Annotated in this window: 15 protein-coding genes; 5 read left to right on the top strand and 10 right to left on the bottom strand. The window is 72.7% G+C overall.

Features of this window, described 5'->3' with window-relative positions:
• Window positions 1-180: 180 nt before the first annotated feature.
• Entirely contained in the window at window positions 181-810 is a 630-nt protein-coding gene (locus AB0O91_RS17410) for a TetR family transcriptional regulator (RefSeq protein WP_363433398.1), read from the bottom strand.
• Window positions 811-931: 121 nt separating this feature from the next.
• On the opposite strand from AB0O91_RS17410, the gene AB0O91_RS17405 reads away from it, so the two are divergent.
• From AB0O91_RS17405 to AB0O91_RS17395, 3 genes are all read left to right on the top strand, one after another.
• Entirely contained in the window at window positions 932-1087 is a 156-nt protein-coding gene (locus AB0O91_RS17405; protein WP_270151505.1) for a hypothetical protein, read from the top strand.
• A 140-nt stretch (window positions 1088-1227) separates the two neighbouring features.
• Window positions 1228-1581: a DUF4190 domain-containing protein gene (locus tag AB0O91_RS17400; protein WP_363433395.1), complete on the top strand. Its 354-nt coding sequence runs from the start codon at window positions 1228-1230 to the stop codon at window positions 1579-1581.
• A gap of 260 nt (window positions 1582-1841) precedes the next feature.
• A complete protein-coding gene (locus AB0O91_RS17395; RefSeq protein WP_363433574.1) occupies window positions 1842-2741 on the top strand; it encodes a metallophosphoesterase in 900 nt (299 codons plus the stop codon).
• Window positions 2742-2852: 111 nt separating this feature from the next.
• On the opposite strand, the gene AB0O91_RS17390 is transcribed toward AB0O91_RS17395, so the two are convergent.
• From AB0O91_RS17390 to AB0O91_RS17355, 8 genes are all read right to left on the bottom strand, one after another.
• Window positions 2853-3182, bottom strand: a complete 330-nt coding sequence (locus AB0O91_RS17390) for an SHOCT domain-containing protein (RefSeq protein ID WP_363433392.1) — start codon at window positions 3180-3182, stop codon at window positions 2853-2855.
• A gap of 229 nt (window positions 3183-3411) precedes the next feature.
• Window positions 3412-4089 carry a response regulator transcription factor gene (locus AB0O91_RS17385; RefSeq protein ID WP_363433389.1) on the bottom strand — a complete coding sequence of 226 codons (678 nt, stop codon included), beginning with the start codon at window positions 4087-4089 and terminating at the stop codon, window positions 3412-3414.
• On the bottom strand, window positions 4086-5180 hold the full coding sequence (locus AB0O91_RS17380) for a sensor histidine kinase (protein ID WP_363433386.1): 1095 nt from the start codon (window positions 5178-5180) through the stop codon (window positions 4086-4088). The genes AB0O91_RS17385 and AB0O91_RS17380 overlap by 4 nt, the downstream gene beginning before the upstream one ends.
• A 410-nt stretch (window positions 5181-5590) precedes the next feature.
• Window positions 5591-8134 (bottom strand): ATP-dependent Clp protease ATP-binding subunit, encoded by a 2544-nt coding sequence (locus AB0O91_RS17375; RefSeq protein WP_363433384.1) that lies wholly within the window; start codon window positions 8132-8134, stop codon window positions 5591-5593.
• A gap of 130 nt (window positions 8135-8264) precedes the next feature.
• The gene (locus AB0O91_RS17370; protein WP_363433381.1) at window positions 8265-8969 is read right to left on the bottom strand and encodes a VIT family protein; all 705 of its coding nucleotides are present in this window, start codon (window positions 8967-8969) and stop codon (window positions 8265-8267) included.
• A 275-nt stretch (window positions 8970-9244) separates the two neighbouring features.
• Window positions 9245-10492 (bottom strand): histidine kinase, encoded by a 1248-nt coding sequence (locus AB0O91_RS17365; protein WP_363433379.1) that lies wholly within the window; start codon window positions 10490-10492, stop codon window positions 9245-9247.
• A gap of 47 nt (window positions 10493-10539) precedes the next feature.
• Window positions 10540-11199, bottom strand: coding sequence for a response regulator transcription factor (locus tag AB0O91_RS17360; protein WP_363433377.1), 660 nt, complete (start codon window positions 11197-11199; stop codon window positions 10540-10542).
• A 222-nt stretch (window positions 11200-11421) separates the two neighbouring features.
• Window positions 11422-12357, bottom strand: a complete 936-nt coding sequence (locus AB0O91_RS17355; RefSeq protein WP_363433374.1) for an AraC family transcriptional regulator — start codon at window positions 12355-12357, stop codon at window positions 11422-11424.
• Between the two features lie 82 nt (window positions 12358-12439).
• Between AB0O91_RS17355 and AB0O91_RS17350 the strand changes: the two genes are divergently transcribed.
• Both AB0O91_RS17350 and AB0O91_RS17345 read left to right on the top strand, forming a co-directional pair.
• On the top strand, window positions 12440-13273 hold the full coding sequence (locus AB0O91_RS17350) for an SDR family oxidoreductase (protein WP_363433372.1): 834 nt from the start codon (window positions 12440-12442) through the stop codon (window positions 13271-13273).
• 892 nt (window positions 13274-14165) lie between these two features.
• Complete coding sequence (locus AB0O91_RS17345; protein ID WP_363433571.1) at window positions 14166-14801, top strand: helix-turn-helix domain-containing protein; 636 nt, start codon at window positions 14166-14168, stop codon at window positions 14799-14801.
• 59 nt (window positions 14802-14860) lie between these two features.
• Here AB0O91_RS17345 and AB0O91_RS17340 read toward each other — a convergent pair whose 3' ends face one another.
• Window positions 14861-15613: a phenylalanine--tRNA ligase beta subunit-related protein gene (locus AB0O91_RS17340; RefSeq protein WP_363433370.1), complete on the bottom strand. Its 753-nt coding sequence runs from the start codon at window positions 15611-15613 to the stop codon at window positions 14861-14863.
• Between the last annotated feature and the right edge of the window lie 61 nt (window positions 15614-15674).

Here is a 15674-nt window from a genome sequence, read left to right as displayed (position 1 = left end):
CGTGGACATGATGACATGTCAAGGGGTCCGCCCGCACCGGCCGGCCAATCGGCACACTATGGCAAGTGGCCGGCCGCCGTCAGGACTTCCGACCGACCCCTGCGCTCAACTCCCGCACCCGCGCCCGGTTCCCGCACTCGATCCCCCGCCCGATCGCCCGCCCGATTCCCGCGCCTGGGCTCAACTCCCCTGCCAGTGACGCCGACCGAGGCTGATCAGCCGCAGCTGGAAGCGGGCGGCGGTGGCGATCCGCTGCCCGCGGGCCGGGTCGGCCTCCTGCGCCTCCAGGAAGGCGGCGGCCGTCGACACCATGTGGTCGACGTACAACTCGGCGAGCATCCGCAGGTCCTGCTCGCTCCAACCCCGGGAGACCGGCTGGAGCGCCAGGGCGGCCCCGACCTCGGCGGCGAAGCGCCCCAACTCGGCGTCGATCGCCTCGCGCACCTGCCGCACCCCGCCGTGCCGCTCGCGCGCCAGGAAGCGCACGTGCGGACGGTGCTCCTCGACGTGCTGTCGGATCACCTCCACCGCACGATCGATCAACTCCTCGGCACCACCGGCCTCGGCGAGCACCGAGCGGATCATGACGTGCAGACTGGCGAGCGACTCCTCGACCAGCGCGACGCCGAGCGCGGCGAGGTCGGGGAAGTGCCGATAGAAGGCGGCCGGGGACAGCCCCGCCTCCCGGGTGACCTCGCGGACGCCCAGGCTCGCCAGGTTCTGATCGGCCAGCAGGTGCAACCCCGCATCCAGCAAGGCCCGCCGACTCTGCTGCTTCTGGGCCTGTCTGGCCCCCACGGTGTGACTCACGCCATTCAGTAAACAGTCGTTTGCCGAACTTGGCCAGTCGGGCGTACAGTGGGCACCGAAGTCAGTGAACACTTGTCAACCGAAACCGGCGCAGCACCAGCCGCAGCTGAAGGAGCCAGCCGTGATCCTGTTCTCCGCACTGGTCGCCATGGGAGTCCTGATCGGCACCGCCGCCCACCTCCCCCTCCCGGTGTTCCTCGCCGCCTCCGCCGCCATCACCGCCTGGCTGCTCGCCTTCGGCGCCCGCGAGGGCATCGCCCGCCTGCGCCACCGCTGACCCCCGGGCACACCGCGACGCCCCGTCCGGTGCCCGGCCGACGCCCCGCTCAACTGAGCCCGGCTCAGCCCGGCCCCGGCGCCACTGCCACTGCCACTGCCACTGCCACTGCCACTGCCACCGAGAGGACCGTCACCGTCATGAGCACCGCCACCAGCCACGCCGTCGGCGAGCGAACTGTCGGCGAGCGCACCCCCACCCGCACCGCCGCCCGCGCCGCCGGCTCCACCGGCTCCACCGTCGATGACCGCCAGGGCACGGCCGAGGCCGACAATCTGGCCGTCGCCTCCTTCCTCCTCGGCCTCCCGGGCCTGCTGCTCTTCAACATCGTCCTGGGCCCGATCGCCATCACCCTCGCCACCCTGGCCCTGGTCCGCGGCACCAGCCGCCGCGGCCGCGCGTTCCTGGGACTGGTGCTCGGCATCGCCTCGGTGACGATCCTCGCCGTCACCACCGCCACCTCCCACGGTGTGCTCATCGACCTCGGCTCCTGAACCGCCACGCGCGGGGCACCGCGTCTCGCCGGTCCGTTCTCTCCGCTCTGCCCTGCTCTCTCTGCTCTGCCCTGCCCTCTCTGCTCTCAGGCTGCTGCCCCGGCCGGTCCTCCGTGCCCGGCCCGTCGCACCGAACCGGCCTCAACTCCTGGGCTCCACACCGGGCGGCTGATCACGTCAACCCCGCCCGCGACCCCTGTCCGCCACGTAGGGTGGCCCCATCGGCCGGGTGAGCACAGGGGGCAGGAGTGAGTACCGAAATCCGCAACGACGCACAGCCGACGCCCGACGGGGCGGGCGGGGGCGGTGGCGGGCGGCTGCTCGCGGTGAGCGACCTGCACATCTCCTACCAGGAGAACCGCGACCTGGTGGAGAAGCTCCGGCCCACCCACCCCGACGACTGGCTGCTCGTCGCCGGGGACGTCGCCGAGCTCACCACCAGCATCGAGTGGGCCCTCGGCCTGCTGGCCGAGCGCTTCGCCCGTGTGGTGTGGGCGCCCGGCAACCACGAGCTGTGGACCCACCCCGAGGACCCGGTCCAGCTCCGCGGCGTGGCCCGCTACAACCACCTGGTGGAGCTGTGCCGTGCCCTCGGCGTCGTCACCCCCGAGGACCCGTACCCGCTGTGGCGCGGTGCCGGCGGCCCGGTCCGGATCGCGCCCCTCTTCCTCCTGTACGACTACTCCTTCCGTGCCCCGGGCACGACCACCAAGGAGGAGTCCCTGGCGGCCGCCTACGAGAGCGGCATCGTCTGCGCGGACGAGCGGATGCTCCACCCCGATCCGTTCCCGGACCTCGACTCCTGGTGCCGCGAGCGCGTCCGGCTGACCGAGCAGCGGCTCGCGGCCTGCGACCCGGACGTCCCGCTCGTCCTGGTCAACCACTACCCGCTGGTCCGGCACCCCACCGAGGTCCTCTGGTACCCCGAGTTCGCCCAGTGGTGCGGCACCGAGCTGACCGCCGACTGGCACCGCCGCTTCAACACGGCGGCGATGATCTACGGCCATCTGCACATCCCTCGCAAGACCAGCTACGACGGCGTCCCGTTCGAGGAGGTCTCGCTCGGCTACCCGCGCGAGTGGCGCAAGCGGGGGCTGCCGGACCCGCTGCTGCGGGAGGTGCTCCCGCAGGTCACGGTGGGCGGCCCGGCGGCCTCCTGAGCCCGTGGCCGGGCCAGCGCTCCGGTGCCCAGCCCCCGGCAGTGCCGGCGCCGTGGACCTCCACGGTGCCGGCGGGCCGGACGCCAGTGCCGCGTACGGCGCCACGGACCGTCACCGGGCACCACCGCCCTGGTGGGTGTCCCGACCCGGCTCTATGAGCACGGCCCGCTTGGCGCGGTACTCCTCGGCGTCGATGTCGCCCTCGGCGTAGCGGCGGCCCAGGACCGCGAGCGGGTGGTCGGCGGCACTCCCGGCCCCGAACCCGCAGGCCCCCGCTCCTGCTCCTGCTCCAGCCCCTGCCCCGAAGCCGCAGGCTCCGCGCCGCCGCCAGACCGTCCGGCGCAGCAGCGCGACCACCAGGACCACCACGGCGATCCAGACCAGCGGGAACAACAGGATCCAGGCGCCCGGCCCGTGCCAATCTGCCAGCTGCGTGTACATCGCGGTTCATCTCCTCGCGTTCGACTCCTCGGCCCCGGGGTTTCCCGAGCTGCCTTGAGCGTCCCGCCGAGGGGTCTCATCGCGCGTCCTACCAGTGGCGGCAGTTGCGGTACTTCCGGGAACGTACGGCCGCCCCACGACACGCCGCGCCGGAAGTAGCTGCCGGAAGCAGCCGTCGAGGCGGACGCCGGGAGTCGACGCCGGGAGCGGACGCCGACCCCGGGCGGCGTCAGCCCAGCCAGCCCGGCCGCACCAGCCCCGACTCGTAGGCCAGCACCACCAGTTGCGCCCGGTCCCGGGCCCCGAGCTTCACCATCGCCCGGCTGACGTGCGTCTTCGCCGTCAGCGGACTGACCACCAGCCGCCGGGCGATCTCCTCGTTGGAGAGCCCCATCCCGACCAGTGCCAGCACCTCGCGCTCCCGCTCGGTCAGCATCGAGACGTCCGAGAGGCCCTCCGGAGCCGCCTCGGGCCCCTTCGACCGGGCCGCGAACTCCCCGATCAGCCGCCTGGTGACGCCCGGCGAGAGCAGGGCATCACCGGCGACCGCGACCCGGATCGCCCGCAGCAGGTCGGCCGGCTCGGTGTCCTTGACCAGGAAGCCCGCCGCCCCCGAGCGGAGCGCCTCGAAGACGTACTCGTCCAGCTCGAAGGTGGTCAGCACGACCACCCGTACGGAGGACAGCGCGGGGTCCGAGGCGATCCTCCGGGTCGCCTCCAGCCCGTCCATCCGGGGCATCCGGACGTCCATCAGCACGACGTCCGGCACCAGTTCGCGGGCGAGCCGCACCGCCGCCTCGCCGTCGTCCGCCTCACCGACCACCGCGAGGTCGTCCTGGAGGTCCAGCAGGGCCCGGAAGCCCGCCCGGACCAGCAGTTGGTCATCCGCCAGCAGTACCCGAATCAATCGCTCTCCGCCTTCGGTGTCGGCAGCTCCGCCCGGACCCGGAAGCCGCCGTCGGGCAGCGGCCCCGCCGTGATGGTGCCACCGAACGCGGCCGCGCGTTCCCGCATCCCGACCAGCCCGCTGCCGGACCCGCCGGCGTCGCCGCCCGCGGCGGGCCCCGGGTCCTCGATCCGGACCACCAGCACGGCGGCGTCCCGCCAGTCGAGCACCACCACCGCGTCGCGGGCCACCGAGTGCCGGATGACGTTGGTCAGCGCCTCCTGGACGATCCGGAAGGCGGTGAGGTCGACGGCGGCGGACAGCGGGCGGCGCTCGCCGTCCTCGTGCACCTCGACCGCCAGGCCCACCCGGTCGGCCTGCTCGGTGAGTTCGTCCAGCCGCCCCAGCCCGGGGGCCGGCCCGCGTGGCGCCGCGTCGGGCCCGCGCAGCGTGGCCAGCACCTGGCGGACCTCGCCGAGCGCCTCCTTGCTGGTCGACTTGATGGTGACCAGCGCGGTGCGGGTCTCCTCGGGCCGGCGGTCGAGCAGCGCCAGCGCGACCCCGGCCTGGATGTTGATCAGGGACAGGCTGTGGGCCAGGATGTCGTGCAACTCCCGTGCCATCTTGAGCCGTTGCTCGTCGGCCCGGCGCTGTTCCAGCTGCTGCCGGTAGGCCCGGTGGGCAGCGATCCGCTCGCGCCGGAAGCGGACCAGCTCGGCGACCGCCAGCATCAGCAACAGCCAGGCCAGCAGGCCGAGTTCCGCCTGCCAGACGAACCCGGCGGGCGGGGTGCGCTGCCAGCTCCCCGGCAGGGCGAAGGTGACCAGGAGGTGCGCCAGGTACACCCCGGCGACCCCCGTCCAGGCCGCCCGGCGGTGCCCGCAGCCGATCGCGAAGCAGCAGGCGATCACCCAGCTCACGAACACCGGGCCGTACGGGTACCCGGCGGCCAGGTATCCGGCGGTGACCACCGACGTCCCCGCCACCGCCGCGACCGGACGGCTCCGGAACAGCGCCAGCAGGGCCGGGCCGAGCAGCAGGAGGAGGTACCCGATGACGTCCAGCGGGGCCCGGCCGCCCTGGTGCCGGGCGGCGATCCCCGAACCGACCACCTGGACCACCGCGACCGCCGCCGCCAGCCCGAGGGGCAGGCCCGAGCGGCCCGAGCGGCCCGACCACGCCCACGGCGGGCGCCACGGCTCCGGCGGAGGAACCGACGGCCCGGGCCCGGACTCGGGCCCGGGCTCAGGCTCGGGCCCGGGCTCGGGCCCGGGCTCAGGCTCAGGCTCGGGCTCGGACCACGGGCCGGACGGCTCAGGCGGTCGGGAGGTGGGCGGCGTCATGCCCGGAAGGCTAGACCCGCCCACCTCACCCGCGCGTCCTCCACCAGTGGCGTTCGGGCGTACTCCCGCTGGAGTACGCCCGAACCGGTGACCCTTCGCCGGATGCCGGTGCCCGTTGCCGGACGCCGGTGACCCATCGCCGGTCGCAAGTCACCGGCTACCGGCTACCGGCTACCGACTCAGCCCTCGGCAGCCGCGCCCGCCTGCGCCTTCTCCTCCGCCTCCGCGAAGGTCGCGGAGGCCTCCGGCCGCGCCAGCGTCACGGTCAGCTCGCCGTCGCCGACGTCCGCGATCAGGGTGTCCCCTTCCCGCACGGTGCCGTCCAGCAGCAGGTTGGAGATCCGGTTGTCCAGCTCCGACTGGATCGTCCGGCGCAGCGGCCGGGCCCCGAACTCCGGCTGGTAGCCGCGGTTGACCAGGTACTCCTTGGCCGCCTCGGTCACCTCCAGCCGGACGTCCTGGGCCCGCAGCCGGCGCCGGCTGCGCTCCAGCAGCAGGTCGACCACCGAGAGCAGGTCCTTCCGGGTGAGCGCGTGGAAGACGATCACCTCGTCGATCCGGTTGAGGAACTCCGGCCGGAACTGCTGGCGGAGGTCCCGCATGAGGTCGTCCCGGATCTCGTCCACGTTGCCGGCGTGGTCCAGGATCCGCTGCGAGCCGATGTTGCTGGTCATGATCACCACGGTGTTGCGGAAGTCGACCGTACGCCCCTGGGAGTCGGTCAGCCGTCCGTCGTCCAACACCTGGAGCAGCAGGTTGAAGACGTCCGGGTGGGCCTTCTCCACCTCGTCGAAGAGCAGCACGCTGTACGGCTTGCGGCGCACCGCCTCGGTCAGCTGGCCCGCCTCCTCGTAGCCGACGTACCCGGGCGGGGAGCCGACCAGCCGGGAGACGGTGTGCTTCTCCTGGAACTCGCTCATGTCGAAGCGGATCATCCGGTCCGGGTCGCCGAACAGCAGCGCGGCCAGGGCCTTGGCCAGTTCGGTCTTGCCGACGCCGGTCGGCCCGAGGAAGAGGAAGGAGCCGGTCGGCCGGTCCGGGTCGCCCATCCCGGCCCGGCCGCGGCGCACCGCCTGGGCGACGGCGGTGACCGCCTCGTCCTGGCCGATCACCTTCTCGTGGAGGTGGTCCTCCAGCTTGAGCAGCCGCTCCTTCTCGGTCGCGTTCAGCTCCGCGACCGGGATGCCGGTCCGGGAGGACAGCACCTGCGCGATGTCGTCGGCGGTCACGTCGACGATCTCCTCGCGGGACTCGGCGGTCGCCGCCAGCTCGTCCTCGGTCCGGCGCAGTTCGGACTTCAGGTTGGCGGCCCGCACGAACTCCTCGTCCGCGACGGCCTCGTCCAACTCCCGCTTCAGCTTGGTGATCCGGTCCTGCACCGAGGTCGCCTCGGTGGACCCGCTGAGGCTGCGCAGCCGGACCCGGGCGCCGGCCTGGTCCAGCAGGTCGATCGCCTTGTCGGGCAGGAAGCGGTCGCTGACGTACCGGTCCGAGAGCGTCGCCGCGGCGTCCAGCGCCTCGTCGCTGAACCGCACCTGGTGGTGCGCCTCGTACGCGTCGCGCAGCCCGCGGAGGATCTCGACGGTCTCCTCCACGCTCGGCTCCGGCACCAGCACCGGCTGGAACCGGCGCTCCAGCGCGGCGTCCTTCTCCACGTGCTTGCGGTACTCGTCCAGCGTGGTCGCGCCGACCACGCTCAACTCGCCCCTGGCCAGGGCCGGTTTGAGGATGTTCCCGGCGTCCATCGAGCCCTCGCCGCCGCCCCCCGCGCCGACCACGGTGTGCAGCTCGTCCAGGAAGAGGATCACGCTCTTCTCGGCCGCCGTGACCTCGTCGATCACGTTCTTCAACCGCTCCTCGAACTCGCCGCGGTACTTGGAACCGGCCACCAGGGCGGTCAGGTCGAGGGTGACCACCCGCTTGTCCCGCAGGCTCTGCGGCACGTCCCCGGAGACGATCCGCTGGGCCAGGCCCTCGACGATCGCGGTCTTGCCGACGCCCGGCTCGCCGATCAGCACCGGGTTGTTCTTGGTCCGCCGGGAGAGGATCTCCACGGTCTGCTCGATCTCCTCGGCCCGCCCGACCACCGGGTCCAGCCGGCCCGAGCGCGCCGCCTCGGTGAGGTCCTGCCCGTACTCGTCCAGGGTCGGCGTCTCGCTCGGGTGCGCCCCCGTACTGCTGCGCTCCCCGCCGGTGCCGCGCCCCTCCAGCACCGACTTCAGCGCCTCCTGCGAGGGCGCCGCGTTGCGCAGCGCCGTCCCCGCGCCGGAGCGCTCCTGCTCCAGCAGAGCGCCGAGGATGTGCTCCGGGCCGATGTACGAGGCGCCGACCGCCTGCGAGCGGGCGTGCGCGGCGAGCAGCGCGCGCTTGGCCGAGGGGGTGAGCGCGGGCTGCCCGTCCAGCGCCGCCGGATTGCCGGAGGGCAGCGCGTGCTCCAAGTCCCCGGAGAGCCGGTCCGGGTCGATGCCCGCGCGCTCCAGCATCCGCCGCGAGGGCTCCACCCGGGTGGCCGCCCAGGCCAGGTGCGCGGTGTCCAGGTCGCTGCTGCCGTCCTCGGCCGCGCGCTGGGCGGCCAGCCCCAGCAACTCCTGGGAGGACTCGCTGAGCAGCCGCCCGATCGGCACCCGTTGCACGGCGGGCGGGGAGGCCAGCGGGCTCATCCCGAAGAACCGGCTGAGCAGGTCGGAGAACGGGTCGTTCGATCCGAACGGGGGCATGGTCACGGCGGGTCACCTCTCCCAAGCGTTTTGCAGTCACACAAACACAGGGTGCGGGCGCCCGCCTGTCGAGCGGGCCCGCCCGAAGGGGCCGATCCGGGCCGATCCGGGGCCCCGCCCGAAGGATCCGCGCGCTTCAGCCCCTGAGCTGGTCCAGCAGTACGCCCCCGCTGTACGTCACCGCCATCGCCAGCAGCCCGCCCACCACGTTGCGCCCCACCGCCCGCGCCGGCCCCGCCCCGCCCAGCCGGGCGCTCGTCCACCCCGAGAGGACCAGCGCGAGCACCACCGCCACCACCGTCACCCACAGCCGGGAGGACTCCGGCGGCAGCAGCACCGCCAGCAGCGGCACCAGCGCGCCCAGCGTGAACGCGGCCGCACTGGCCAGCGCGGCCTCCCACGGGTTGGTCAACGCCTCCGGATCGATGCCGAGTTCGGTCTGCGCGTGGGCCAGCAGCGCGTCCCGCTCGGTCAACGCCGAGGCCACCTCACGGGCAAGGCCGTCGGTCAGCCCGCTGTCCCGGTAGTAATCGGTCAACTCGTCGAGCTCCCCCTCCGGATCCTCGGTCAGCTCCCGCTGCTCCTTCGCCAACGCGGCCCGCTCGGTGTCCCGTTGGGTACTGACCGAGACGTACTCGCCGACCGCCATCGACATCGCCCCGGCCAGCAGTCCGGCCACCCCCGCCGCGAGCAACGCGGTCCGCGACCCCGCCGCACCCGCCACCCCGGTCACGATCCCGGCCGTCGACACCACGCCGTCATTGGCCCCCAGCACGGCCGCCCGCAGCCAGTTCAGCCGCGCCGACAACTCCGCCCGGGTCTCCCCCGCCTGCTCCGCCATCCGCGCCCACCACTCCCAGGGGTCCGTACGCTCCCCCCGATCCTCACCCGCCACCCCCGGCCCCGCCACCCGCCACCCGCCACCCGCCACCCGCCACCCGCCACCCGCCACCACACCCTCGGCCTGCGGCCCGACCGGGGCCCCTGTTCCCCCTCCGGCACGGATGACCGGCCTGAAGCGGGAGCCCACCGCCGGGACATCCACCCGACCGGCGATCACCGGTCGGGCCGGCCAGCGCTCCCCCCACGGCGGGGGTGCTGTTCCAGCGTGGGCCTTCAGTGCCGGCGGTCGGGCAGTGCGGCGTGGACGCGGTAGCCGTGGTCGGGGGTGGGGCCGCTGGTCAGGGTGCCGTCGAGGTTCTCGGCCCGCTCCCGCAGGCCGATGATTCCGGTGCGGGAGCCGGGCAGGAGCAGTCCCGGCCTGGTCGCGGGCGTGTTGGTCACCGTCACCTCCAGTCCCGGCCCCGACCGGCGGACCTCGACCACCGCGCTCGCGCCGGGGGCGTGCTTGCGCACGTTGGTCAGGGACTCCTGGACGATCCGGTAGACGGCCCGCTGCACGGTCGCGCTGGCGTCCTCGGGCACCCCGCCCACCAACCGGGCGTCCAGGCCGCTGCCCGCCACCAGGTCGGCGAGCTGTGCGGCGGTGGGCTGCGGGGCGATCTCGGCGTCCCGGCTCCCGGAGGCCCTCAACAGCGTGACCATGTGCCGCAGTTCGTCCAGCGTGGTGACGCTCAGTTCGCGGATCGTGCGGGCCGCCTCCCGGGTGTCGGCGCCATCGGCACGGTCGACACCGTCGGCGCCGACCTGGAGGGCACCGGCCCGCACGGCGATCAGGCTCACCTGGTGGGAGACCACGTCGTGCATCTCCCGTGCCAGCTGGGCCCGTTCGCGCGCCAGCACGGCCTGCGCGTGCAGCTCACGCTCGTGCTCCTGGGCCTCGCGGAGCTCCGTCATCCTCCGGGCCAGCTCCCTGCGGCTGCTGACCAGCCGCCCCAGCGCGGCCATCGCACCGGCGACACAAGCCGTCCCCTCCAGCCGGTAGGCGGAGAACGCCGGGCCGTGCAGGAGGTCCGGCGGAAGCTGGGACACCTGGTAGTACGCGCAGAGATTGGTCGCGCCCACGTAGAGCACCGCGCCGACCAGCGCCCCTCGCGACGAGCGCTCGGCGAGCGTGAACACGGCCACCAGCAGGGCCACCATGTGGTAGTGCGTCGTGACGACCATCACCGGGAGCACGACGGCGAGCACCGGGACCGGCCACCGTCTGCGCAGCAGCAGGAGGAGCGCGGCCGCCGTGCCGAGGGCCACTGTCGTCGGGTCCAGCTGGACCACCGTGTGCGGGAAGCCCCCGCCCGCGGGAAGGACCCGCCGGGCGCACACCAGGGCATCGACCAGCGCGGCCGCCGCCAGCAGGACGTCCACCGCCCACGGCGACAACGGCCACGCGTCCCGCCACCACGCCCGGGTGCCCGCGCCCCGGCCGGCGCCCGCACTCCGGCCGACGGCATCCTGGCCGCCCACGCCCCGGCCGCCCGCACCCCGATCGGCCGCGACCCGGCCCGCCGCGCTCACCGGGCCCCGTCCGCGGCGAGCAGACCGGTCCGCTGCGCCCAGAGCGCGGCCTGGACGCGGTTGGTGACCCCGAGTTTGGCCAGCAGCGCGCTGACGTGGTCCTTGACGGTGCCCGTGCTCAGGTGCAACCGCCGGCCGATCTCGGTGTTGGACAGTCCCTGCGCCAGGAGCAGCAGGACGCCGCGCTCGCGCTCGCTGAGTCCGGCGGCCCGCTCGGCGCCGGATCCCAGGTCACGGTGGTGGCGCAGGTAGCCGTCGACCACGGCGGGCATGATCCTCGGAGCCAGCACCACGGCGCCCCCGACCAGTGAGCGGACGAGGGGGGCGAGGTCGTCCGGATCGGTGTCCTTGAGGAGGTAGCCGCACGCGCCCCGGCCGAGGGCCCGGGCGATGTACTCATCGGCGTCGAAGGTGGTCAGCATCGCCACCACGGGCGCTTCGGGGAGGTCCGTCAGCTCGCGCAGGAGGGTCAGGCCGTCGATGTCGGGCATCCGGACGTCCAGCAGCACGAGGTCCGGTGCGTGCGCGGCGACGGCCGCCAGGGCCTGCCCGCCGGGGACCGCGGCGACCACCTCGATGTCCTCGGCGGCGTTCAGGATGAGCGAGAAGCCCAACCGGACGAGCGCCTCGTCGTCCACCACCGCAACCCGTATCACGCTCGGCCCCGCCCCTGTCGTGCTGTTCCGTCGGGTCCGGTCGACCGCGCAGTACCCGTCCCGGCGCCGCAGACCCGGCGCACCGCCCCGAGGATAACCAGTCGTACTCGATCGATCCCCGGGAAAGGCGGTGCCTGCGCCAGTGCCTCCGCTCCCCGCGCGGGGCCGGGGGGACCGGCCGGTGGCGAGCGGGGGCCGGTACGGACACCACGCCCCACGGGCTCAGCAGTCGAGGCGCCGCCAGTCCGAGGGGCTGAGTCCGCGGGCCCGTTTGAACGCCACGCTGAAGGCGAAGGCGTCCGCGTAGCCCACCGAGCGGGCCACGGCGGCGACGGTGTCCTCGGTGTCGCGCAGCAGGTCCGCCGCCAGGACCATCCGCCAGCCGGTCAGGTACGTGAGCGGGGGCTCGCCGACCGCGGCGGAGAAGCGGGCGGCGAAGGCGGCCCGGGACTGGCCGACCTGGGCGGCCAGTTCGGCGACCGTCCACCGGCGGGCCGGGTCCTCGTGCAGCAGGCGCAGCGCCTCGCCGACCACCGGAGTGGTCAACGCCGCGTACCAGGAACGGAGTTCGGCGGCCTGCGGGCGGGCGCACCAGGCGCGCAGGGCGAGCACCAGGACGAGGTCCAGCAGCCGGTTGAGGACGGCGTCCTGGCCGGGTTCCTCCTGGGTCGTCTCGGCGGCGAGCAGGTCCAGCGCGGCCCGGGTGCGGGGGCCGGCCGGTACGACGGCCAGCGGCGGGAGCATGGCGAGCAGGCGCTCGCCGACGTCGCCGCGCAGCTCGTAGGCGCCGCGGAGCAGGGTGGTGGCGCCGGGCAGCCCGTCGCCGTACGTGCGGGGGGCCAGGCTCTGCCGGCACGGTCCCACCCGGTCGAAGGGGGCCGCACTGCGGATCACCACCTGCGGCGGGGTGTCCGGGTCGTCGGCGATGGTGTAGCGGCGGGTGCCGCTGATCAGCGCGATGTCCCCGGCGGCCAGTCGTACCGGCGGGGCCTGCGGGTCGTCGTCGAGCCGGACCGCCGCCAGACCGCCGAGCGCGGCCACGACCGTGAGCGCGGGGGCGTCGGCGAAGGCCATCGACCACGGCGGGCGCTGGATCATCTGCCGGACCAGTGCACTGCTGGCCCGGGCCCGGTGCAGCAGGTCACTCAGAACGTCCACGCCACCCACGCTAGACGATGACAAAGGGATCGTCGACGATCGCCCATGGATCATCCGGTTCCACCGGGGTTGGCTGGAGGGCATGACGAAGAACATCCTCATCCTCGGTGGCACCGGCACCACCGGCCGCCGCATCGCCCGCCGTCTCACCGCCCGGGGCCTGCCGGTCCGCACCGCCTCCCGCAACGCCTCCGGCACCGGCGACGACGTCCGCCTCGACCTGGACGACCCCACCACCTGGGCGCCCGCGCTCGACGGCGTCACCGCCGCCTACCTCCTGGAGCCCGGCGGGCCGGCCCGCACCCCGCGGCTGGTCGCCGAGGCGGTCGCCGCGGGAGTGAAGCGCCTGGTGCTGCTCTCCGCCCACGGCGTCGACCGGGCCGACGACGGCCACCCGCTCAAGGCCGCCGAACGGGCCGTGCGCGAGAGCGGCGTCGACTGGACCGTCCTGCAGCCCGAGTGGTTCGCCCAGAACTTCACCGAGTCCTTCTGGCGGGAGGGCGTCCGCTCCGGCACCCTCGCCCTGCCCACCGGCGACGGCCGCATCCCCTTCATCGACGCCGAGGACATCGCCGACGTCGCCGTCACCGCCCTCACCGAGGACGGCCACAGCGGCCGGACCTACCGGCTCACCGGCCCCCGGGCGATCACCCTCGCCGAGGCGGCCGACGTGATCACCGCCGCCACCGGCCGCACGGTCCGCCACCTCGACGTCACCGCCGAGGACTTCACGGCCGGCCTGGTCGCCCAGGGCACGCCCCCCGAGATCGCCGCCGTCCTCACCGGCCTGCTGCTGAACATCCGCGACGGCCACGGCACGGACGTCTCCGACGGCGTCGAACGCGCCCTCGGCCGGCCGCCCCGCTCCTTCGAGACCTTCGCCGCCGAGGCCGCCGCCGCGGGCCGCTGGGCCTGACCACGGAACCACGGGGCCACGAGGCGGACCGGCACCAGGCCACCGACCGGGCCCTTTCCATCGCCACACCCGTGGTGACGGGGGTTCCGGGGCGCTCCCGGATCACCGTGACCATGAACGTCCACACGGATGCCCCGGAGGAGCCCCGGCGCGGGGCACTCGGGCCCATGGACCGCTTGCGGGGGATGCGCCGCAAGACCGGCTGACACCAGCGGTTGATGTCAGTCAGTGCAGTCAAAAGGCCCGCAGCGCGATCGCTGCGGGCCTTTGGCGCTGGTGGGCGCGGACGGTTTCGAACCGCCGACATCTGCTTTGTAAGTTTTCCCCGGGCAAGCCTCTGACCTGCACAAATGCGCCCGGCAGGCTGCCTGACCTGCAAAAGTCACTCTCGGTCGCTCTCCCAGCCTCGCCCCACTTCTCGCCCTCATGTGTGCCAATTCCGTGCTGCGCAGCGGTTCGCCGGCCCCGTGACCGCCACGGACTGCCGGTGCCGCTCGACCACTCGGCATCCCACCAGCTTGGCAGGCCGTGACTCCCCCGCGAGTGCCGATCAGGTCTGGCCATCGCTACACGCCCACGGACAGCAGCAACACCTCCCTCCATCGCGGCGACCACCGACGGTGCCCAGAGGAGTTGCCCGCACACTTCCGCCTCCATCTCCTTTCAAGAAGCAGCACGCGGTCTGCACAGTCCGCGAGATCGCCCGTAGCGCACCGAGTCATCCACCTGCCCTCAAGCGGGAGTGTCGGCCAGCGGCCGATCTGAACGGCGGGGGACTCGGGGAGGTGAGCGGATTCCGGGAACGCTCCGGAAGTCCTTGCAGATTTATCAAACAAGGCAATAAAGTCGGCGTGTGACGAATGCGAATGAATTTCCCGACGCTCGCGCGCGCATGTGGGGGCCAGTTTGTCGGGCCATAGCTCTCTTGCTCGCTCCGCACGCCGAGGTTGTCCTACGGGATACGGGGAACGGCCGGATTCTGGGGATCTGGAATCCGATAACTTCTCACGACCCCGCGCACCTTGTCCCTCCACGACAGCTGGAAAATCTCGTCTCGACGAAAAAGGACGTGTACGGGCCACGCATGGAGATGAGCTCGGACGGCCGCCGACTGTCCTCGGTCAGCGCGGTTCTGAGGAATACCCGGAATGACCCGTCGGCAGTGCTCTGCATAAATCTCGACCGCACACCGTTGGAGCAGGCCGTAGCTGTCCTGTCGGCCTTCGGCGCACCGCACCCGCAGTGCCAGGTGCCATCTTTCGAACCGGACTGGCCCGGGCGCATCCACAACACGGTCAGTAGCTACGTCCGTGAGACAGGGCGCAGCGTGGAGCGGCTGACTCGCCAGGATCGTCTAGCCGTTGTCGAACGCCTGAATGAGGCACGGGTATTCACTGTTCGCAATGCCACACGGACCGTCGCCTTGGCTCTGCGAGTATCCCGATCCACCGTCTACAGTCTCTTGGCTGAGCTGATGGCATCGAGCGCACACCTGTTCGCGTCGGGCGGCGACGAGGCCGGCGCCTGACACAACCGCCTCGTCGTCGACTCCTAGATGCGCCCCGGCATTCCTCGGCGAGCAAGGAGTCACCTGATGCCTGGGTGCGGAAAGGCGCGTTCGTTCGGGGCGAGTGTGGTGTCCGGGGTCTCTGGCTCGATCACGTTGAGCACGACCTCGTCCGCGTGCGGGCGGACGAGGTCGGCCAGCAGTTCCTGAGCCGTACACATGTGGACGTCGGCCACGGCGGAGCGGTCCACCCGCTCAAGCAGGAAGACGACGTTGGACGACTCTTCGGTGACCTTGGTCGCATCGGCGTCCCGGTGGTTCCAGTGCCGGGTGAGCACCTGGGATCCCTGGGCATAGACCACCTCGCTGGGCTTCGGTACTTCCTGCGAGTCGGGCGCGCCGATGGGGGCGAACCGGTCACCTTCTGCGCCGTAGCGGATCAGTACATGACCAGCCAGCCGGTCGAGGTCGAACGCACCGGCCGGGAGCCCGTAGAAAACCGACACGAAGTTGTATGTATCAACGGCCGGATTGATCCGGGGCAGGGTGCCGGACTTCTCCATTCGGCGTGCCAGCGCGTTGACGCTCGGGCGGCTGCGCCGTGGATTCGTCCCGAACTTGCGATAGGCCTCGAACCATGAGGTGGTGAAAGGGTGTTCTTCGCCGTAGAGGGCTCGTCGTCCATCCGCCACTTCGGTCTGTAGGTTACTGATCGCCTGCGCGGTCGCCACCCATTCTTCGCCGTTTCGCAGACCCTTGGCTGTGACGAAGCGCACCTGGCAGTCCGGAAAGTCGTGCGAGATCGCCGGGTCCAGAGAGAAACCCTCAACCATATTCTTCTCCTGTTTTGATGCCTCAGTTTGCCGCTACAGCCCCGAAGTCCTCCCGGTCCCG

It is taken from the genome of Kitasatospora sp. NPDC089797 (genome assembly GCF_040684795.1).
In the GTDB taxonomy this organism is placed as follows: domain Bacteria; phylum Actinomycetota; class Actinomycetes; order Streptomycetales; family Streptomycetaceae; genus Kitasatospora.
The sequence above is the reverse complement of the archived record's forward strand: the minus strand, read 5'-3'. Positions and strand labels throughout refer to the sequence as shown.